The organism is Psychromonas sp. SR45-3 (assembly GCF_014163575.1).
Classification (GTDB): Bacteria; Pseudomonadota; Gammaproteobacteria; order Enterobacterales; family Psychromonadaceae; genus Psychromonas; species Psychromonas arctica.
In genome coordinates, this window is sequence record NZ_JACJDP010000003.1 from 157,015 (window position 1) to 178,431 (window position 21,417).

The following is a 21,417-nucleotide window of genomic DNA, read 5'->3' on the forward strand; positions in this document are numbered from 1 at the left end:
AATAAGCGAATAATAAATGAAGTTATTGACGCTAAATACCCATAGTTGGCAAGAAGATAAACAGTTAGAAAAGTTGGATATAGTAGCGCAAGCCATTATTGAACAAGGGTGCGATGTGATTGCATTACAAGAGGTTAATCAATGCCAAGATAGTCCGGTCGTTGATGCCAGCATATTGAGTAATCATCCCGTGTTAGCTGATAACTATGGTTATTTATTACAGAAAAAACTGGCAGAACACGGTCATCACTACCAACTTACGTGGGATTTTGTTCACCAAAGTTATGAAGTATATCAAGAGGGGTTAGCATTTTTGACACGATTGCCCATTGTTGAACATGAGGTCATTGACTTAAGTGATAACTATGATGTGAACTTTTGGAAACATCGACGAGCAGTGCGTATTAAAGTCGCTTTTCAACAAGGTGAGTTCGATTTTTATAATTGTCATTGCGGCTGGTGGAATGACTCAGAGAGCCCATTTGAGGATCATATCAAACGTATCACGGCGACATTATCAACAGGGTTGAGCTTTCTATTGGGTGATTTCAATAACCCGAGTCATATACGCGATGAAGGTTATGATTATGTATTACAGCGCGGTTTAATTGATTGTTATGAAATAGCAGAAACAAAAGATGCTGGTGCCACTGTGATTAAAAATATTGATGGTTGGCAACAAAATAGCCAGGCTTTACGGATTGATTTGATTCTTAGTAATCAATTGGTTGTGGTAAAGCAGCATCAGACGATTTTTAATAACGATTTTTATCCTATTGTGTCGGATCATTTTGGGGTGTTGGTTGAAGTGGAAGTTGCTTAGTCTTTATTAAATCATTGATTCCTTTGCAAAGAGTGTATCCATGAAATTAATAATAGGACTGTTTTATTTTAGAACTCATCGCATGTTTAATAAAAAATAATACTGGATCACATTTGGTATAACTATAAATGATCCAAGGAGAAAAAATGTTATCTGTTGTTGCTGATGTTGGTGGTACAAATATCCGACTTGCTGTTTGTGATGTTAAAACGGGGGAGTTGAGTCAATTAAATGAATTTGCTTGTGCCGAATTTATAACACTTGAAGTTGCACTGACTCAATACTTTGAAATATTACAAGGTGAAGTGAAACACCTTTGTATTGGTATTGCTTGTCCCGTTGAGAATGATCATGTTGTGATGACCAATTTAAGTTGGGATTTTTCTAAGCAAGCACTTAAAGAAAGATTAAAATTAGCGTCGTTATATGTCATCAATGACTACACCGCAATTTCATTAGCGGTACCCTTTCTTTCTTCAGTAGAAAAAATACAAGTAGGTGGTGGTGAATGTAAAGAGAATGCTGTAACGGCTATCTTTGGTCCTGGGACAGGGCTGGGTGTTTCACACATTATTAAATCGGCGGATAAATGGATCAGTTTGGATGGTGAAGGTGGACACGTAAGTTTCGCAGCTAATACACCAGAACAGGCTGATATTTTATGTTTACTACAAGCGAAATTTGGTCACGTTTCTGCAGAGCGTATTTTGTCCGGGCAGGGTTTAGTCAATTTATACCAAAGTCTTTGTGCTTTATCTAAACGTGAAGTTAAATTTGAGCAGCCGAAAGAGGTCTCTAAAGCGGCATTAGACGGCAGTTGTGATTTGGCACGGAGAAGTCTGGATGTTTTTTGTCAAGTGATGGGCAGTTTTGCTGGTAACCTCGCATTAAACCTTGCTTGTACAGGAGGTGTTTACATCGCGGGCGGTATCGTACCTCGCTTTGCTGAGTTATTTCAATCTAGCGAGTTCAGGTATTTCTTTGAAGATAAAGGGCGTTTTAAGGCGTATCTATCATCTATTCCAACTTTTTTAATTACCCATAATAACCCTGGGTTATTGGGGGCGAGTGTTTATCTTCGTCAAGAGTTAGGTTTATTAAATAATGATGCATTAGAGTGATACATTCATGACGAATAGGGCTGACTATTAACGGCCTAAATTTATAATGCAAAGCAATTGTTGAATCTGCATTGTTATTTCCCATTGCAAAGTGAGAGAGGATTTTTTAAATCTGTGTAAGTCGGCACAAAGGGTAATAATAAAAAATGCTGTCGAAACCCCTGATAAACCAGTTCGATTATTAGGGGTAACGGTAGGGTTAGAAAGTTAATCAACAGAGCCACAAACATGACAGCTTAGTTTGATTGATGATTTAAATGTCTGAATGATTACTCTGGGCTGCTTCACAGGGTGGTGAACAAGATGCTTAAATAGCAGGTAATAAAAAAGCAAACCGATGAACTCAGGTTTGCTTTTTTATTTTATTAACAATGGGTCACTCTCTATTACATAGAAACGTTACGGATGCCTTCATAAATAAATTGAATGGCTAACGCCGCAAGGATACCCCCTAAAAAGTGACGTAATATTTCATCACTCGTTTGTGTTATGCCTAAGCAATCTTACCCACTCATTGACAAGTTTCCAGCTCGGTATGGGGCGTTAGCGCCATAGGGGGCATGTACTATTTTGAAGTATGTAACGTCAGCTGTTCCGACAAAGCGGACATTAACTTTGTATATAACTTAGATTGAATAGAGTATTACTTCTAAAACGCTTTAGTCAAAAAAACGTCTTAAAAATAATAAAACCAGTGCCAAATATATTTGGCCACTAAGTAGTTAGTAAGCCTAATATATTTGTTACTTATTAATGTGTTTTTTGGAATACATAGCGGTCTTATTTTTTATAGGGCAAGTGCATATTTAATAGCAATTCAAAACTAAAGATCAGGTTCTGATGGTGTTGTGGTGATTGCCCTGCATATTCAATATAAACAATATTTAAATGCTAGACATATTCAAATATCATAAAAAGGGAAGTAGGCACTGCCTACTTTCCTTAACGTTTTACACAGTTCTATTACCTATAAAAATGGTCAGTAAGCATAATGGACTAAACCAATGAAGTTAAAAATACACTCCGCATTTTTATCTAATGCTTCACTGAAATAACCTTTCATATCATAACAGACTGCACTCTTATTTTTTCTTTGCTTCATCAAACGTGGGGATATTACCGCTCGGCATATCACCACCCTCCGGAAGTTCCAATACTACATCAGATAAAACCAATGTTGATGGATTAGCTCCGTTAGATGGTGTTGCCACACCGTCAGTCACACAAAGAGTGTAGTTATATCGGCGCACTGTATCACCCTGTGGACCGTGCCCAAATTCAAAAACATTTTCATCACTTGCTACTTTAGGATCGCTACGTTGTGTACCCGCACCATGTACATCAATCCATTCACTGGATTTTCTGTCATACCCCATTCCTCGCCCAAAAGAAATATAAGTAGCAGCCGCTACATCACTCGGATAACTGATTAAAGTGGTGCTACTCCAGTATTGTGCATGATCTTTTTGTCCAGCTTCATTCGTGATAGGCGTCAAGTTAAACACTGGATCAATAGTCGGACTATTTGTGGTATCGGGAGAGCGGCTATAATCAACAAGCGTGTGTAGCTTGATTAATACGGTAACCTCGCTTGCCTGTATTGCGAGCAAACTCTCTACTAAGCGTCGATTGACTCACATTCAATTGTTTAGCTATTATATTTTGACTCATGCCTATTTTCTTTAGTGCGTAAATCTGGCATCGTTGCGCATAGGTCAGTTGTTTATATGTTTTCATTGTTGCATCTCTTGCCGGAGAAAAAGCGATAAGCATATATTCAGCTGATCGTCTTTTCTACCAATTCAAGTTATGCACTTATGATCTGAATCCAAGATATATTTACTTCTCATTAATCGGGTAAAAGTAAGATAGGCATGGTTGTTCTAATGAGTTGATGAGTGAAATGGAAAGATAAATTTTTAGGCTGAGCCCCAAAGGATATTGTCCATCGGGGTTGCGTGGTCACTTGTGATTATAGATTGATGACAGGTTTCACTTTCACTTTATTTAAGCCTAAAAGTAAGTTCCAGGGATTGCCAATAGCATAGATCAATAATCCTCGTCGATCAGTTCATTGATTGTTGTAACCTTATTATGCAATGTTTCTATGAACCGGGCATTTATCGGCAATGGCTAAAAATGGTTGTTTTTGTTGCTCATTTAACTGATTTACATTGCTAATTTCATCGAATGATCACTTCAATGCCATTTTGTTTATCATAATCGCTAGTATCTCCTTGATAATGACGAGTATGCGATAACGCTACTCTGATATGTTCAATCGGTAGTTTTGCATAAGTCGCCCACTGCAATTCAGGAACTGAGCCTAAGTTATACACTCACAGCCTTATTTTGGTGTTGTTCAGCCACGGATTAAGTTTTCTGCGCTGCTTTGGTTTTTTTATCTATCGCATCAAACAGAGATGCGTTGAGGACGCTTAATTGTTCTCTAAGCATTTTTCGTTTTTCCTCTGCTTCCGGACTTTTATCGCCCTGCAACGCTTCAAGCTGTTCTTTTATTTTTTCTATCTGCTCTTTGATTCTGGCAATGACCGCATCGGCTGGGCTGCCTCCGCCCCCACTGACTTCATCCGCTTGCTTTTGCCTGCCTTCAATAGAGAGGCTGACTTTATCCCCTTGGCCACTATCGTTTTCTTTGCCAGCTTCAGTCTTCGTTAGCCGTTCTTCGGTTTCGGGGGAGGACTTAATTTGCACATTTCCCTGATTTATCTTCTGTTGTGGTACACCCATTGAGCTTATATCAACATTCATTTTATGGTTCCTTTGGTTTTAGTCTCACTTATTATCGACATCACAAAATAATTCCACTTAATTATTCATCTACCCACTTTTTTTGTTTTCAAGTCATCGTCGTTCTACTTGGATCGTAATAGTTTGAGCATCTATGCGCCTTTGTGCCATAGAAAGCTATGCTAAAAACGCTCTCATTGCGAATTAGAAACTTACAGATCTAAGCCACAGCAACCCAAGGCTTGAAGTAATATAAGTTCTATTCTATGTTTTCTGAATATTTAATACCATTAATCACAGTAAATAGCTGATCTATTTTACTGGTTAACACGACTCACTTCTGCTTTGTAAATTTCGTAAAGAGAACAACCGTTTACGTAAATTTATGCCTAGAATTAAGCTGTTTTTCCTGCGCGAAATTTAGACCACAACCTTAATGTAACCGGTATAACATGAGCAACAGGTTATTTATTTAAAAATTGAGTCGAGAGGTTCCACTGCTCTATTTCTTTATCACTCATCCAATGCATACCTTGTGCCGATGAAGCCTCGAGTGTTCTAAAATAAAATGCAGGACCTTTCTCCTTGCCCAAACACATGGTGAAATAGGCTATTTGATATTGATGAGCAGGGTGATCTTTGGCTAAATTGTCGGCGGATATTCCTCCTCCGGCCCATGCGTGTATACCTAAACGTGCTCCTTTGTTAACTATACGTTCTTTTCCTGCGCAAAATAAATCAACACCGCCTGATGATATTTCACTGTTGGCAAGTACCTTGGTATTCAACCCAGCCTCTCTAATAATGCGACCGGTATGCATGTTAACAGCATCATTGATAGAGCCGGGTACATTTTGTAAGACGATAGTGTCAACTTCTGGATTGTTTTTAATTAAATCTTTAAATTGGCTATATCCTTTAGTCCCTAAGGTACCATTCAAAAAAGCTTGTGTTCCTCTTACTTCTAATGTTGTATTGCCGATACTGGCTAAAACCTCTCCAACTTTCATGGAGAAAGCACTTTCTTTACCATCGATTTCAGTTAATAGTGTACCTTCAATGTTAAATACGACAGTGTCACCTTCTATAGCTTCTATGTTGCTGATACCTTTCGCAACAATATATGTCTCCATGTTTGATGCTTTTTCTTCAGAAATCTCCAGCAAATTTATGTCAAAAAAAATCGTTTGTGCGGTGAATTTACTTTTTTCCAAATCTTCAATTTCGGCTATTTGTAACAGTGTTTTTGTATTATTCCCATCTTTAAATAAGGTAATCATGACTACATTATTATCTTCGTCATTAGTTTCGATAAAAAAGAAATCAATTTTGAAGTCTTTTTCATCTATTGTTAAACCAAACTCTTTAATCGCCATTAGCTGTTTTTCAACTTCAGCATCAATATTTGCTTTTGAAATGTTCTCGTCAAGCTCAGCATAGTTTGCCCAACATTTATTATTATACCAATAACCATTTTTCTTTTCGCAGTTGGCATTGGTGCCGACATTAAGTGTTTTATTAAGCATATCCGCTGATGACGAACAACCCAACAAGATGTTGACGGTGATAATTATAAAAAATATTTTTTTTATCAAAATTTCTTCCTGATCTAGGGATCTAATCTCATTTTTAAGTGATTATTCATTATTGTCGTTAATAAGGTGTTTATTTAAATAACTGACATCACCCACTACATTATTACAAATCAATAAGTTACTCTTTTTAGATGTGGCTGTAAGCCCTATTCTATCAGGGGACTGTGTAACATCAGTTATATAACGATTTCCGAGTTGGCTTGGTGTATTTCACTATTTCATCTTTGCCTATTTAGTGAATACCAGTTATTGCATTTATTCTTGATAAAGTACAAGTTAGCTGATCCATACTCATTTCCAAGTAACAAATTAGTACGTTAATGATAGATAAGCGTTGTGCTGCCTCTACGGGCTAAATATAGCAACTTTAATTTGGCGATAATATATTAAATTTGTATGAGTTTGTCTGGATTTTTCTAGATTTGTCTGGGGTTATTGCGCATGATTCCTTTAAGGCCAAAAGATGGCCAATGTGTCATCCCGGCCTAGAGTTAGAGCGATGATGAAGTTATTAATAAAAGGCTAATAAGTTTGAATGTTTTCAAGGGCAATACGATAAAGGTTAAGTGTCCCAGTTAGGTTGATAGTCAATGATAGGTCGTTATTTTTGATGCTGAAAGTGATGCTGAAGTGATTTATATCGCTCAGCGAAAAGCCACACCTGAATTTGCACCACAAGCATAATAGTTAACCTTAACCTTAACCTAACTCCTAACCCCTAAGAGTTCGATCAGATGATAAATAAAATTATAAGTAAATATAAAGCAACATTAGATAATTTTAAAGGGGGTGAATTAAAATGCCATTGCCTCACAAAGCCAGTTATTGTTGAAATTAAAGGGCAAAGTGCTCATAACCATGCTTGTGGTTGTTCTAAATGTTGGAAACCAGATGGTGCTCTTTTCTCACAGGTTGCTGTGATTTCTAAAGATAACCTTAAAGTAACAAACAATGAGTCAAAGCTCACTGTTATTGATGACAGTGCAACAATTAAGCGCTTTGCTTGTAAGCGTTGTGGGGTACATATGTATGGTCGCATTGACAATACAGAGCATCCTTTCTTTGGCTTAGATTTTATCCATACTGAACTATCTACGCAAAAAAGCTGGTCTGCACCAACATTTGCCGCATTTGTATCGTCAATTATTGAAACAGGTACTAAGCCTGAAGATATGGATGCAATACGTCAGCAATTAACTTCACAAGGATTAGCGCCTTATGATTGCCTTTCTCCTGTATTGATGGATGTAATAGCAACACACATCGCAAGTCATTAAGTAATATAAGTAATTATGTCATTTATTTTAAAGGCTCTTTTGAGCCTTTTTTTTTGGTCGATCGCCGACGGCAATCTTAATATTTAGCGCAATATATCCTCGTTACATTACACACCATTCAAAATGCTAATTTCAACAGAGGGGACTTTGTTTAAGTGAAATGGATAGTGAAAAATAAAATCGTTGCTAAGTGATGGGTTGTAGATCCTGCCTTGGCAAAGGCTACCATTGAAAAAGTTAAGACAATTTTTCAGCAAGAAAATCGACCAGCAACCTAAAAGACCAAGAGGGTCAGCTCTTTCATTTTGCATTACTTAGTATTTAGCCACATATGTATAGCTTCCTAAGGCGTATATGGACTCCACCTATTTTACAAGTATAAATTGACATAAACATTTAAGATGCGTGCGTATATACGGCTTTTTATTGAGGGGGCTACCCTCTAGCCTTAGATGTTTGCGCACCTATTATCCTCTTCGCTTTGACAGTCTGTTATGACTTCCGCCCTAGACAGGTTTTAATAGGTTGGTCTTACCGTTTATGCTGCATCATTGTTGTAAAATTGGGTAAAGTTATTCATTTTATTTTTGGTTTTCTGATTAAATTTTTTTTATATTTACCTATTCGATTACTAATAATTGTTGCTGATATTTTGTTTCATATCTTAACATTGCCCAAGCCGTTCTGACCGTTTTATTTGCTAACGCGATGCAGGTTCTCTTGATACCTAATCGCTCTCTCAGCTGAATCAGCCAGGCTTGTTTCACTGTTTTCAGTTCATCCGGCAACCTGGAAATATAGGCAAGTGCACCTTGGTATAACGCGCACCTTAACTCTTTAACACCACCATGTTTAATAATGCCTGTCATCACCGTTTTACCACCGGAGCTATGTTGCTTCGGCGTAACACCAACAAAGGCAGCTGCTTGTCGACCATTTTTAAATTGCTTTCCATCACCTATAGTCGAATAAAGCATACTTGAACAAACTTCTGCTACTCCTTCTAATGCCATAAGGTTTTTAGAGGGTGTTAATTGTCGAACTAATGCATTTTTTACTTTTTCTAACTTGGCAAATTCGATTTTTAGATTGAGATATTGTTCCCACAGCTGATGCAAAGTAGTGATTAAGCATGCTGGAATTAGGGCTGGTTCATCTAGTGTTTTTTGTACTGCGGTTCTTAGCCCTAACAAACCTTGAGTACTTGTAACCCCATACTCATATAACATTGCACGAATATGGTTCCCTAATGAAGTAATATTCCTTGAAAAATAAAGACGACTCGTTTCTAACGTTTGCAGAGATTGTTGTTCTTCATTTTTAGGCTTACTGAATTTTATCCCTATTTGTAATGATGCGTTCGCAATGGCCAATGCATCATTAGCATCAGTTTTATGACCTTCGAGGAATCCTTTCACTTTTTTAGGGCTGATAATACGAACATCATGACCAAATTGCTCTGCATATCTTCCCCAGTAATGGCTACTACCACAGCCTTCGATAGCAACAACGGCTGGTTTTACTCTAGCCAATAGCTCTTTTAACTTTTGTCGATTCACCGATTTATTACTAATTAATTCACCATGTTTACTGATTTGGCAAATTTGAAGAATATTTTTAGCTAGATCGATTCCGATAATATTAGATTTCAACATAGTATGGTCTCCTTATTAGTTACCGTAACTCTAGGCTAATTGCTAGAGTTGGTGGAGTCCATACATCGCTTTGGCGGCGTTAGTGAGTTCCCTTTCTCGCCCGTAAAGCACCCTGAAAATTGACGAGTGCCTTATTGTGATGAACACCTTGCCTGTGTTTATTGATTAGAAGCTTTATACCAACGAGCTAATAAATGGGCTGTTTGTTTGGTGGCACTATTTTTCTTTTCACTTTCACGGGTGAGGGCAGACCAAGCGAGATCAAGCCCTTGTTTACCCAGTTGAGTGCAACTTACTCGTTTAGATTTTAGTGCCGCATCGATGGCCCATTTAGAAAGAATACTCACCCCTAACCCTGCGCTAATTAACTCTATAATGGCATCCGTCATCTCAACCACTTCTACTTGCTGGGGAATGACACCAGACGGACGAATAAAGCGTTCATACTCAAACCCTGGTGTGACGTTCTGGCTATAGGTGTAATACTGTTGTTGACTTAAATCTTTAGCTTCAATATAGCGTTGATGGCTAAGTGCATGATCATATTGAGTGACTAGCACCAGTTCATCTTTAAAAAGGGAGGTTGGAATAATGCCGGGAGTTGCTAAATAACCCGGTGCGATGACGATATCTACTGAGCTATGTTGCAAGTTGCTAATTGGGTTTTGTGTGGCGGAAGCGATTAAGCGTAGTTGAATGTTAGGTGCTTGTTTACTGACATACTGCATGAACTCAGGGAGCCAGTGATAGCAAGAGTATGAGGCAACCCCTAGTCGAACAATCTGTTTTTCATTACTTGCATCTAGTTCAAAGTCATTTTCTGCTCGCTCAAGAATAGGCAATGCCTGTAACGCGGCTTGTGTAATCAATTCGCCTGCCGGTGTGAGTTTTATTCGACGACCTTCTTTTTCAAATAACTTCCCGCCCATACGGCGCTCGGCTTCGGCAATACGATGGCTCAATGCTGATTGGCTGATACCCAATGAGTCGGCGGCTTGCGCTACATTGTTGAGTTCAGAGAGGGATTTTAGCATTTGCCAATGTCTTACTTCGAGTTTCATTACGCGCCTACAGGGTGTATTTAAAAATGAGTTAATACATGAATTTTATGCATGTATTGGCTGCTAAATTCACTTATATATTAATTTAATTTCAGATATTGTCTAGCCAATCAATAGGTAGTTAATCTGCTTAATCTAGTTAATCCATATATTCAGTTGATCAATAAAGCTTTTAAATGGGTATCTATTTTTATACGCAAGTGAGCGGATATAGTTGATGTAAGCAGGTTGGTGCTGTGGCCGTAAATGGTGCTGGGTTAAGTTATAAAATTGACTTGGTTAAATAATGAAAATGGGCTGAATTAATGCCTGAATCGAGTCGAGCCAAATGATGGCAATAGGCATTAGATGATCAAAAAGGGCAAGTGAACGAATGAAAATGGATATTCAAAAAATAAAAATGAGCGGGCCGATGATGGTATTGCTTTCAGCTGTTGGGTTTGGCTTTAATCCTTTATTCGCTCAAATTCTATTTGATCAAGGAATGAGTACAGAACTGGTCACGCTTTATCGTTTTATATTACCGGGTATTTTATTATCATTTTATTTGTCGGCTCCCAAGCATTTATGGCCAGAAGTGATCCGAATGTTGTTGCTTGGATTTGCTAGTGCTATTGGCGTACTGGCTTATTTCCATGCATTAAAAGCGCTTGATTCATCAACCGCTATCTTAATTTATTATACTTATCCCTTTTTCTCATTATTAATCGGCGTGTTAATTTTTAAGCGTGCGCTAAGTGTTAACGGTTTATTATCAGCAATGCTGGTCCTTATTGCTGCATCACTTGTTATCGACCCAGCTGCGCTGTCAATGGGATCAAAGTGGGCGCTATTTGGTTGCTTTTTAGCGCCAATGGTTTTTGCTTTTCAAATACAATACCTCGCCAAACCCAAACAAAAATTAACTGCTGCTTGCCGTATTGCTTGGGCAACAATGGGGCATTTAATTATATTAATACCTTTAGTTATTTATGCTGCTCCAGTTGTTGTTTTTCCTGAACAAATAAGTGGATGGAGTGTATTGATGGGCTTAGCTTTTCTCGCCGCTGCTTTACCGCAATATTTATTTGTAGTGGGCGCGATTAAAACTAAGCCTGAGATCATTGCTGTTTTTGGTTCTGCTGAGCTGGTGGTTGCAATGCTCTCCTGCGCCATATTCTTGGAGCAAGATTTAACAAGGTTGGATATCACGGCGATGCTGCTGGTGATGGTTGCGTTATGTATTCGTCATCCCACCCCTTTGCCAAAGGCGACTTTTATTAACTCTAACGATGCTGAAACTAATATTAAAAAAGCGTCTCTATAATTAAAGGTAAATGATTGGTCGAAGTTGTATTTGTCTGTCGTAATGAAGTGAGGGCTGGAGAATGTTTATTTTATAAATCGGAGCAGTTGATTACTGCTGAATAATTGCTCGGAGTGAATGCTTAGCACGACTATTCAGTCTCTATCTTTTCACTAAAACTTTTTTGCATGTAAGTAGATTGTCGATGACACTTTGTCGACATTGAGTTTTTTGAAAGCAATAGTGATAGTATCCTCTCTCACTGAGCAACAAAGAGGCAATCCTTTGGCCCCATTATTAGAGCGTGATGTTCATTTATTTGACCTTGATAACACCTTATATTCTCCAGAAAATGCCATTTTAGAGCAAATTGCCCCTAGAATGCGTCGCTTTATCAGCAATGAGCTAGGTATATCTATTGAAGAGTCTAATCTGCTGTGTGAAAGTTATTATCAGCAATACGGCGGCACAATAAGAGGCATTCAATTACATTATCCAAGTGTTGATTTAAAGAAGTTTTCTGATTTCTCTCATCAAGTTAATTTAGATAAGGTTAAAAAAGCCACCATGCTTAAAGACGCATTACATGCCTTTAAAAAATCACGTTATGTATTTACTAACTCGCCACTGGCTTATGCCACAAGGGTATTAAAGCATATTGATTTATATGATTGTTTCGATGGTATTTTTAGTGTTGAATTAACTGGTTACCGAATGAAACCTGATCCGCATGCTTTTAATACTATTTGCCAACACTTTGGTTTTAAAGCTTCTGATGCTGCTTTTTATGATGATCAAGTCTCTAATATATCCACCGCTAAAGCCTTAGGTATGCGGACTATATTAGTGAACAGAAGTGACATTAATCAGCACGATGCTTGCTATAAAACTGAAGACTTGCCTAGTTTCGTCGCATCCTTAACAAAATAATTTCTGCCTTGCTGTTTAACAAGTTATTGAGGCAGATTCTATTGCTTTTGTTTGAATTTCTTATACGCCGCTTCGGGGGCGTATTTTCAATGTATTAACCTATTAACCTATTAACCTATTAACTAACCTATGAACCTTTGAAGCATGTAAAAATGTAACCCTTTACGTGCTAAATATCTAAGTTTCTTACTCTTTTATTTGTTTTCATTTACTTCCCTGAGCTTTTCACTCTCACCGTTATTTTTTATCTTATTGTGCCGTTAATATCGATGTTAAATAGCCATTATTACCCTCTATTTTTTTGGTGAAAATTATTTATATTATTAGCTGATTGAGTGATTGCTAATCACTTTAGAGAAGTCTATATTGAAATCGTTTCTTACCTTTTAACTGGACCATTATCTTGTCGAATAAATCAACTTCTTGTTCCTTTGGTACCTTGCTTGGTTATGCACCAGGTGGGGTTGCGTCGTATTCTAGCGACTATGATAGTGCGAGTGATATTGAGTATCCTAAACGTAGTGCTTTTCGCAGTTATGTTGACGGTATCTATATGGGCTATAAATGGCAATGCGTTGAATTTGCTCGGCGCTGGATGTATCAAAACTGTGGTTATATTTTTGATGATGTGTCCATGGCCTATGAGATTTTTAACTTACGTTCCGTGCGTGAGATTGCATCCAATACTCGTTTACCTTTACAGGCTTTTAGTAATGGTAGTAAACGTCATCCGCAACCCGGCTGTTTATTAATTTGGGAGCAAGGTGGTGAGTTTGAGCAAACCGGGCATGTCGCTATTGTGACTGAAGTTTTCCCTGACAAAATTCGTATTGCAGAGCAAAATCTTGACCATACTGTTTGGCCTGAGGGGAGAAATTACAGCCGTGAATTAGTTGCGACGATTAGTGAAGACGGTGAATATTGGTTGGCGTGTTCATTTAACGATGCGTTGATTTTAGGGTGGATGATACAAACTGACGATGATACTTATGCAGAGGTCTGTGAAGCAACCAATAAGCAGTTGTTTTCTTTGTCGAGTCATTCCGCTAAACCTATTGTTGGGCCACAAAAGTCTTGGTTAAATGTCGCTAATAAAGATGAAGCGGCTTATGTACAAGCCTTACAAGGGCACAAATTAAGCGCCATCGCAGCGGATGAATATCGCTATTATGTGTTATCCGAAACCGCGCAGGATACGTTACGCCGCGCGACCAATGAACTGCATGGTTTATTCATGCATGCCACGGATTATGTACTTGATAATGAACATTTATTAGATAAATTTAATTTGCCTCGTGCACTATTGCCTAAAATTCGCCAATCCTGGGATAATCGTTTAAATCAGTTGATCACCAGTCGTTTTGATTTCGCGATGACAACGCAGGGGCTAAAGGTCTACGAATATAACTGCGATTCAGCTTCATGTTATATGGAAGGGGCCAAAATTCAGGGTAAATGGGCGCAACATTATGGCGTTCATGAAGGTGAAGATGCCGGCAAAGATCTCTTTAAACAACTGGTGAAAGCATGGCAGAAAAGTCAGGTCAAAGGCCTTATTCATATTCTTCACGATGATGATCCAGAAGAGAAGTACCACGCTTTATTTATTCAACAGACATTAAAAGCAGCGGGTATTGAGAGTCGCTTAATAGAGGGCATACACTCTTTAATATGGGATGAACAAGGTAACGTGGTTGACGCGCAAGGTGATGTATTGCATTGGGTTTGGAAAACATGGTCATGGGAAACTGCATTGGATCAAATTCGCTTAGAGTGTGAATCTGATGATACGTCATCTGAAAGTTTTGAACCTTTATCGAGAAAAGGCAAAACGCCGCGACTTGCTGATGTGTTATTACATAAAAATATTATGATATTTGAACCACTGTGGACATTAATTCCAAGTAACAAAGCAATATTGCCAGTGTTGTGGTCATTATTCCCTAATCACCCGTTATTATTGCATGCAGATTTTGCACTGAATGATGATTTACAAGCAAGTGGTTATGTTAGTAAACCTATTGTTGGGCGATGCGGTGCCAATATTCAACTAATTGACCATGAGCAGGATGTACTTGAAGCGACGGGAGGCAAGTTTGCCGCTCAAGATAATATTTACCAAGCGTTATTTCCGTTACCGCTGGTGGATGGTTATTATGTACAAGTTTGTACGTTCACTGCGGCTGGTAAATACGCTGGTAGTTGCTTACGAGTAGATTCTTCGATGATTATTAGTAAAGACAGTGATTGTTTAGCGTTACGCTTTGTTAATGATGAGGATATTTTGCAATCATCATAGGTAGTTTTGTTGTTACTTTATTTTTCTATTAAGCTCACTTCGGTGGGCTTTTTTTAGCTTGTATTTGCCATTTTAGTTTATGCAAATCCTATTAACGATTATTTTTTATCAGCAAAATAGATCAACAACGGATCGAAAATGCTCATAAAATTAGCACAATTTTTCATGGCATCACTTAACCACATCTGCAATCATTTCAAGCGTTGATTGTTGGCTTTATATTTTTTAAATCCTTTTAAATAGTGTGGTTATAATGTTGTTCGATACTTTAAGTTACAAATGTTTTTTTTGTAAAGCTTTAATGAAGAATTTTTTCATATTTTTTGTGTGCTGATAAGCGCTTATTAACTTATTATATTGTGTATTTATTTATTTGACATAGCCTTAGCGTTGCAAGCTACTTCTCGTCATTAGATAGGTTATACAATGAATATAAAATTGAATCAAAAATCAGATATCCTAGAACAAATTTTCTCGCGCTTAAAAGCACATTTCCCAACGCGCGAACAATCTCTCCTACAAAGTTTTATTAATGCTATTTATCGTGATGTTAGCATTGTTGATTTAGCCACTATCAGTCCGGATGATTTATCTGGTTTAACGGTTTCATTGTGGCGAGAAGTGCATCAATGGAAAGGTGAAATTGCCAAGGTTAAAGTCTTTAATCCTGATGTTGAAGAGGATGAGTGGCAATCTAGTCATACTGTTATTAGTGTATTAAGTCGTAATATTCCATTTGTTATTGATACGGTAAAAATAACCTTAAATAAACATAACACTAAATTACACCGTATTTTTTATAGCGAAATACACAGTGAGCGTGGTGCTTCCGGTAAGTTGAAAAAATTAAATACTGAAAATGATACAGAGCTGTTGTTATATATTGAAATTGACCAAACAACCTCATCGACAGAGCGCGCTAAAATTCAAAAATGTTTGGAGCAGGCATTAGCGAGTGTATCGCAAGTCGTTGATGATTATCATCAAATGATCGACAAAGTAAAAGGGGCAATTGCCACCAGTAAAAAAGCTGTCAGCGCTATCGCTTCAAAATCTGACTTTACTGAGCAACAAACTTATTTAGATTGGATGGCAGACGATCATTTTACTTTCCTAGCTTGTGATCAATTTACGGTTAAAGATAATGTTATTTCTATTGTAAAAGATAGCCAGTTAGGTTTATTAAAACACAAAGATTTTATGCAAGATAAAGCGCAGTTTGACTGTGTGCAAGAGTTACAAGATCCTTCTTTATTACACTTTAGTAAAGCGTCACAACGTGCGATGGTGCATCGTATTGCTTATCCTGATGTTGTGTATGTTAAACAGTTTAACAAACAAGGAGTATTAATTGGCGGGCTTCGTTTTATAGGTCTTTATACTTCATCTGTTTATAGCGGTAGCCCGTTAGGAATTCCTGTTATACGTCAAAAAATCAGTAATATACTAGCACAATCTGGGTTGAGCCTAGGAGGGCATTATTACAAAGAACTAACGCAAATATTATCGACCTATGCGGTTGAAGATTTATTGTTATGCGATGAAAAAACGTTACTTCATAATGTTATCGAAGTTTTACATGCGCAGGAAAGAAAGCAGCTTAAATTATTCTTAAGAACTGACGGTAATAAACGCTTTGTTACCGCTTTATTGTATGTGCCTCGTGATGTTTACAATACAGAGGTTCGACTTAAATTTGTCGAGTTGTTATCGCGTACTATGCCAATCGCAGACAGTGATTTCCAAACCTATTTAAGTGAATCTAACCTCGCACGCTTACGTTTAGTGATCCACCTTGATAAAGCTTTTGAAGGCGAATTAGAGGTGGATGCTATCCAGTTGCGTATGCAGCAAATCACTAAAGCGTGGCATGAAGAGTTACAAGATTCATTGTTTGAGCAGCATGGTGAAGAAACCGCTGTAAAACTGACCCGGAAGTACCAAGCTGCTTTCCCAAGTAGTTACCAAGAAAGCTTTAGTTCGCGTGTTGCAGTCGCAGATATTGACCGTATTGAATCGTTATATTTATCACCAGAACGGTCAATGGCACTGCGTTTTTATCGCTCCATTGAAGCTAATAACAGTGGTCTGAAATTAAAACTTTTCCACCAAGATGGCGCGTTATTGTTATCGGACTTGATCCCTATTTTAGAAAACTTAGGCTTACAAGTTGCGCAGGAATACCCTTATCAAGTGTGTCCTGTGGGTGAGAATACATTCTGGCTATATGACTTTACTTTGTTGTATGTAGGCGATAATGGTTTTGACCCTGAAAACTTCCGTCATCTGTTTTCAGATGCCTTTCTAGCTGTTTGGTATTCAAAAGCAGATAACGACCCATTTAATAAATTGATATTAGGTGCAGGTATAGATTGGCGTGATATTGCTATGTTACGTGCCTATGCAAAATACTTAAAACAGATCCGCTTCGGTTTTAGTCATTTTGCGATGGCAAAAACATTGCTCGAACATAGCGGTTATGTAAAAAAAATCGTAAGCTTATTTCATGCTCGTTTTAATCCTGAGCTTAAAGTTAGCACTGAAAAACAAGCGCAATTAGAAAACGATATTCTAGAATCTTTGAACGAGGTTAGTAACCTTAATGACGATAGGGTACTTCGTAAGTTTGTTGAATTGATTATGGCGACTATTCGTAGTAATTACTTCCAACAAGAAGGTGAGCAATTTAAAGAATATATCAGCTTTAAATTTGACCATAAAAAAATCAGTGAAATTCCATTACCACGCTTAAGTTATGAAGTATTTGTCTACTCGCCTCGCTTTGAAGGGGTGCATTTACGTGGTGGTAGCGTTGCTCGTGGCGGATTACGTTGGTCTGACCGCGGTGAAGATTACCGTACAGAAGTATTAGGCTTAGTAAAAGCACAGCAAGTGAAAAACTCTGTGATTGTACCGGTTGGTGCAAAAGGTGGGTTTGTTGCTAAGTATTTAACGCCTGCTATGGATCGCGATACATTTATGCAAGAAGGCATTGCGTGTTACAAGATGTTTATCAGCGCGTTACTGGACATTACCGATAACCTAGAAGCGGGTAATTTAATCCCACCACAACAAGTGGTGCGTTACGATAATGATGACCCTTATTTAGTAGTTGCCGCTGATAAAGGAACTGCAACGTTCTCTGATATTGCCAATGAATTAGCAACCGATAGAAACTTCTGGTTAAACGATGCCTTTGCATCGGGTGGGAGCAACGGTTATGACCATAAAAAAATGGGGATCACGGCAAAAGGAGCTTGGATCAGTGTGCAACGTCATTTCAGAGAGTTAGGTATTAACGTCCAAGAGCAACCTATTACCGCGATTGGTATTGGTGATATGGGTGGTGATGTGTTCGGTAATGGCATGTTATGCTCTAAAAAGATTAAATTATTAGCCGCCTTTAACCATTTACACATCTTTATTGACCCAAGTCCTAAAGATTTAGATGCGAGCTTTGAAGAGCGTCAACGTTTATTTGATACACCAAGAACTAGCTGGGCTGATTATAATGCTAAATTGATTTCTGCTGGTGGTGGTATTTTTGAACGCTCAGCTAAATCGATTATGGTGACGCCTGAAATGGCCAAAGCATTTTCTATTAAAGCAGGCAAAATAACACCGACTGAATTGATTTCGTTATTGCTTAAAGCCTCTGTTGACCTGTTGTGGAATGGCGGTATCGGTACGTATGTTAAGAGTAAGCAAGAAACCCACGCAGATGTAGGCGATAAAGCAAATGATAACCTACGTGTTAATGGTGCTGAATTACGCTGTAAAGTGATCGGAGAAGGCGGCAACTTAGGGATGACACAAAGTGCGCGTATTGAGTATTCGTTAAATGGTGGACAATGCTTTACCGATGCGATTGATAATGCCGCAGGAGTTAACTGTTCGGATTTAGAAGTTAACATTAAAATCTTATTGGATAAATTAGTATCAAAAGGTGATTTAACCGTTAAGCAGCGTAATGTTTGGTTACAAAATATGACCGGACAAGTCTCTGATTTAGTCTTGCATAATAATTACCGCCAAGCACAAAGCATTAGTTTGTCTTATAAAAATGGACATAAATGTATTGAAGAGTACCGCGGTTTAATTGATAACCAAGAAGAGAAGGGCAAATTAAATAGAGCATTAGAAGTTATCCCAAGTGATGAAACTATCACTGAGCGTAAAAATGCAGGGCTTGGTTTGATGCGTCCATGTATCTCTGTTTTATTGTCCTATGCAAAAAATGAAATGAAAGAGCAATTAGCTAAGGCTCGAATTGCAGAAGATGGCTATTTAGCAAAAGAGGCAGAAAAAATATTCCCTGCTGAATTAGTTAAATCCTATAAGAATGAAATACATGAGCATCCGCTGTTGTCTGAAATTGTTGCTACTCAAGTCAGTAATGATTTGTTTAATGTAATGGGAGCAACGTTTGCTCATCGTATTATGGCTAGCACCGGTTGTTCGTTCTTAGAGCTTGCTAAATCTTGGGTCATTGCGCGTGATATTTTCAACCTACCTGAATTGTTGGAGGAGATTGAATCACTTGATAATCAAATTGATAATGCCGTTCAAGCGAAACTGAGCAATCGATTAATGCGTATGGTACGCCATGCTTCGCGTTGGATTGTGAGACGCCATAGAGAGCAACTTGATTGCGCATGTTTGATTAAAAAGTATAAATCTTCGTTGCATGCAGTAAAAGCTAACTTACCTAAGTTACTGAGTGAGCGTGGTTTACAGCAGCGTCAACGAGAATTTGATAGTGTTACAAAAGAAGGTGTACCAGCTACATTGGCGGAGAAGTTATCAAATACTGAGCAGTCATATGCACTATTAAATATCATTGATGTTGCTAATAAACTGAAAATTGATCCACAGTTAGCTGCACACGTTTTCTTCCATTCTGAAGAGAAGTTAAAACTAGCTGATATTGCTGCACAGTTGAATTTGTTGCCTGTTGATAGTCATTGGCAGTCATTAGCAAGAGAAGCTATGCGTGATGATTTAGAGTGGCAGCAAAAGCGTATCACCAGAGCTATTTTATTAACCTTAGAAGGAAAGGATGTTGAAAAAGCTTATGTTGATTGGGAGTCACAACATCAGAGTTTAGCCGCTCGCTGGCACAAAATGGCCGAAGCGTTATCGGCGGTAAGCATGCCTGAGTTTAGTATGTGTCAGGTTGCGTTAAGGGAATTATTAGATTTATCTAAAAGTTAATTACCGTTGGGACTATTGAACTGAGTTAATTTGGTTCAAGTCATTGTAGAACGGTTAATAAAGCTTAATTAATACCGTTTAACTAATACCGTTAAAACTAAAAAGCGATGTAAATATTCACATCGCTTTTTTTATGGGTGTTTTTTAGGTCGAGCTTAGGTATATAAGGTCAAAAGCTTATTAAGATCGAAAGCGCTAAGAGAAATAAGATCAAAAACGATTTAACCACGAAGGCACGAAGATTAGAGAAGGTAAGGACAAAAGCTGTTTAACCACGAAGAGTAGAGAAGATTAGGTCAAAACAATGAACTCATAACCATTGTTTATTCTGCTTCGTGTTCTTTGTGAAGCGCAGCGCTTCGTGGTTAAATGCTTTTTTTCTTTATTCAGCTTTTGCTTTCTCTGCTAATTTTCTCAGAATAAACGCACTGCCTATAAAGGCGAAGCTTGCTGTGACCATGGTTGATGCACCAAAACCACTCGCACAATCCATTTTCATATTGCCGTCTGATTCCGCCTTTTCTTTGCACACTTCCCCATTCATATCTGGATAGCTTAATTGCTCCGTTGAGAACACGCAGTTAATTCTAAACTTGCGTTTAGGGTTGGTCGTGAAGTTAAAGTGACGACGTAACTCAGAGCGTACCTTTGCCGCTAACGGATCTTGAATGGTGCGTGCTAAGTCTGCAACTTGAATTTGTGTCGGATCAAGTTGGCCACCTGCACCACCACAGGTAAGTAATGGGTATTTATTGCGCTTACAGTGTGCCACTAAAGCGACTTTGGCATGAATGCTATCTATGGCATCAAAGATGTAATCCATATCCTTAGATAAGTATTCAAAGCAGTTTTCTTTATCGATAAAATCATCAATACAATTGACGATAATATCAGGGTTGATCTGTTTACAGCGCGCAGCCATCACTTCGATCTTTTGTTTACCCACGGTTTCCGCCAATGCATGTACTTGACGATTGGTATTGGTGACGCACAGGTCATCCATATCAATTAAGGTGATTTTCCCAATGCCTGAGCGGGCTAATGATTCAACAACCCAAGAGCCCACACCGCCAATCCCAATCACACAGATATGACTGTTTTGGAATTTTTGTAATGCCGTGGTGCCATATAAGCGTTTTATTCCACCAAAGCGGTTCTCGTATTGTTCGTTCATGGTTCGCTCTTGTTGATTTTTGAAAGGCGGATTATACGTGCTGTTAATGAATATGCAAAAAAACACGCGTCATTAATTAATCATCAACTTCGGCGATGCTTGCGATAACAAAGCGAACAATTCACTACTAAATAGTGAAGTTTTCGTGATAACTGCGTGATATCTCATGGGCATACTCTCTTCACCAACTAATTAAACAACATTCAAAATATATTTAAAGATAAATAATTCA

Annotated in this window: 15 protein-coding genes; 7 read left to right on the forward strand and 8 right to left on the reverse strand. The window is 38.1% G+C overall.

Going from position 1 to position 21,417, the window contains the following annotated elements; translation table 11 throughout:
- Positions 1–16: 16 nt before the first annotated feature.
- Together H5084_RS03215 and H5084_RS03220 are read left to right on the forward strand one after the other, a co-directional pair.
- Complete coding sequence (locus H5084_RS03215) at positions 17–823, forward strand: endonuclease/exonuclease/phosphatase family protein (RefSeq protein WP_182689511.1); 807 nt, start codon at positions 17–19, stop codon at positions 821–823.
- Between the two features lie 146 nt (positions 824–969).
- The gene (locus tag H5084_RS03220) at positions 970–1,944 is read left to right on the forward strand and encodes a glucokinase (RefSeq protein WP_182689512.1); all 975 of its coding nucleotides are present in this window, start codon (positions 970–972) and stop codon (positions 1,942–1,944) included.
- A gap of 1,082 nt (positions 1,945–3,026) precedes the next feature.
- Here H5084_RS03220 and H5084_RS03225 read toward each other — a convergent pair.
- The 5 genes from H5084_RS03225 to H5084_RS03240 all read right to left on the reverse strand — a co-directional run bounded on the left by H5084_RS03225 (position 3,027) and on the right by H5084_RS03240 (position 6,290).
- Positions 3,027–3,554 (reverse strand): DUF1566 domain-containing protein, encoded by a 528-nt coding sequence (locus tag H5084_RS03225; RefSeq protein WP_259396671.1) that lies wholly within the window; start codon positions 3,552–3,554, stop codon positions 3,027–3,029.
- Positions 3,496–3,717 carry a helix-turn-helix domain-containing protein gene (locus H5084_RS19900; protein ID WP_310735730.1) on the reverse strand — a complete coding sequence of 74 codons (222 nt, stop codon included), beginning with the start codon at positions 3,715–3,717 and terminating at the stop codon, positions 3,496–3,498. Before H5084_RS19900 ends, H5084_RS03225 begins: the two co-directional genes overlap by 59 nt.
- 410 nt (positions 3,718–4,127) lie before the next feature.
- Entirely contained in the window at positions 4,128–4,283 is a 156-nt protein-coding gene (locus tag H5084_RS03230; RefSeq protein WP_182689513.1) for a hypothetical protein, read from the reverse strand.
- A gap of 34 nt (positions 4,284–4,317) precedes the next feature.
- Positions 4,318–4,716 carry a FlxA-like family protein gene (locus H5084_RS03235; RefSeq protein WP_182689514.1) on the reverse strand — a complete coding sequence of 133 codons (399 nt, stop codon included), beginning with the start codon at positions 4,714–4,716 and terminating at the stop codon, positions 4,318–4,320.
- 443 nt (positions 4,717–5,159) lie between these two features.
- Positions 5,160–6,290: a hypothetical protein gene (locus H5084_RS03240; RefSeq protein ID WP_182689515.1), complete on the reverse strand. Its 1,131-nt coding sequence runs from the start codon at positions 6,288–6,290 to the stop codon at positions 5,160–5,162.
- Positions 6,291–7,024: 734 nt separating this feature from the next.
- Between H5084_RS03240 and gfa the strand changes: the two genes are divergently transcribed.
- On the forward strand, positions 7,025–7,567 hold the full coding sequence (gene gfa, locus H5084_RS03245; RefSeq protein ID WP_182689516.1) for an S-(hydroxymethyl)glutathione synthase: 543 nt from the start codon (positions 7,025–7,027) through the stop codon (positions 7,565–7,567).
- Positions 7,568–8,187: 620 nt separating this feature from the next.
- Here gfa and H5084_RS03250 read toward each other — a convergent pair.
- Both H5084_RS03250 and H5084_RS03255 read right to left on the reverse strand, forming a co-directional pair.
- The gene (locus H5084_RS03250; RefSeq protein WP_182689517.1) at positions 8,188–9,222 is read right to left on the reverse strand and encodes an IS110 family transposase; all 1,035 of its coding nucleotides are present in this window, start codon (positions 9,220–9,222) and stop codon (positions 8,188–8,190) included.
- 158 nt (positions 9,223–9,380) lie between these two features.
- On the reverse strand, positions 9,381–10,283 hold the full coding sequence (locus H5084_RS03255) for a LysR family transcriptional regulator (protein WP_220485885.1): 903 nt from the start codon (positions 10,281–10,283) through the stop codon (positions 9,381–9,383).
- 373 nt (positions 10,284–10,656) lie between these two features.
- On the opposite strand from H5084_RS03255, the gene H5084_RS03260 reads away from it, so the two are divergent.
- The 4 genes from H5084_RS03260 to H5084_RS03275 all read left to right on the forward strand — a co-directional run bounded on the left by H5084_RS03260 (position 10,657) and on the right by H5084_RS03275 (position 20,011).
- Complete coding sequence (locus tag H5084_RS03260; protein ID WP_182689518.1) at positions 10,657–11,589, forward strand: DMT family transporter; 933 nt, start codon at positions 10,657–10,659, stop codon at positions 11,587–11,589.
- A 264-nt stretch (positions 11,590–11,853) separates the two neighbouring features.
- On the forward strand, positions 11,854–12,498 hold the full coding sequence (locus H5084_RS03265; RefSeq protein WP_182689519.1) for a pyrimidine 5'-nucleotidase: 645 nt from the start codon (positions 11,854–11,856) through the stop codon (positions 12,496–12,498).
- A gap of 403 nt (positions 12,499–12,901) precedes the next feature.
- The gene (gene gss / locus H5084_RS03270) at positions 12,902–14,797 is read left to right on the forward strand and encodes a bifunctional glutathionylspermidine amidase/synthase (protein WP_182689520.1); all 1,896 of its coding nucleotides are present in this window, start codon (positions 12,902–12,904) and stop codon (positions 14,795–14,797) included.
- A gap of 426 nt (positions 14,798–15,223) precedes the next feature.
- A complete protein-coding gene (locus H5084_RS03275) occupies positions 15,224–20,011 on the forward strand; it encodes an NAD-glutamate dehydrogenase (RefSeq protein ID WP_182689521.1) in 4,788 nt (1,595 codons plus the stop codon).
- Between the two features lie 382 nt (positions 20,012–20,393).
- Here the strand turns inward: H5084_RS03275 and tcdA are convergent, their stop codons facing one another.
- Complete coding sequence (gene tcdA / locus H5084_RS03280; RefSeq protein ID WP_028868389.1) at positions 20,394–21,185, reverse strand: tRNA cyclic N6-threonylcarbamoyladenosine(37) synthase TcdA; 792 nt, start codon at positions 21,183–21,185, stop codon at positions 20,394–20,396.
- Positions 21,186–21,417 lie beyond the last annotated feature (232 nt).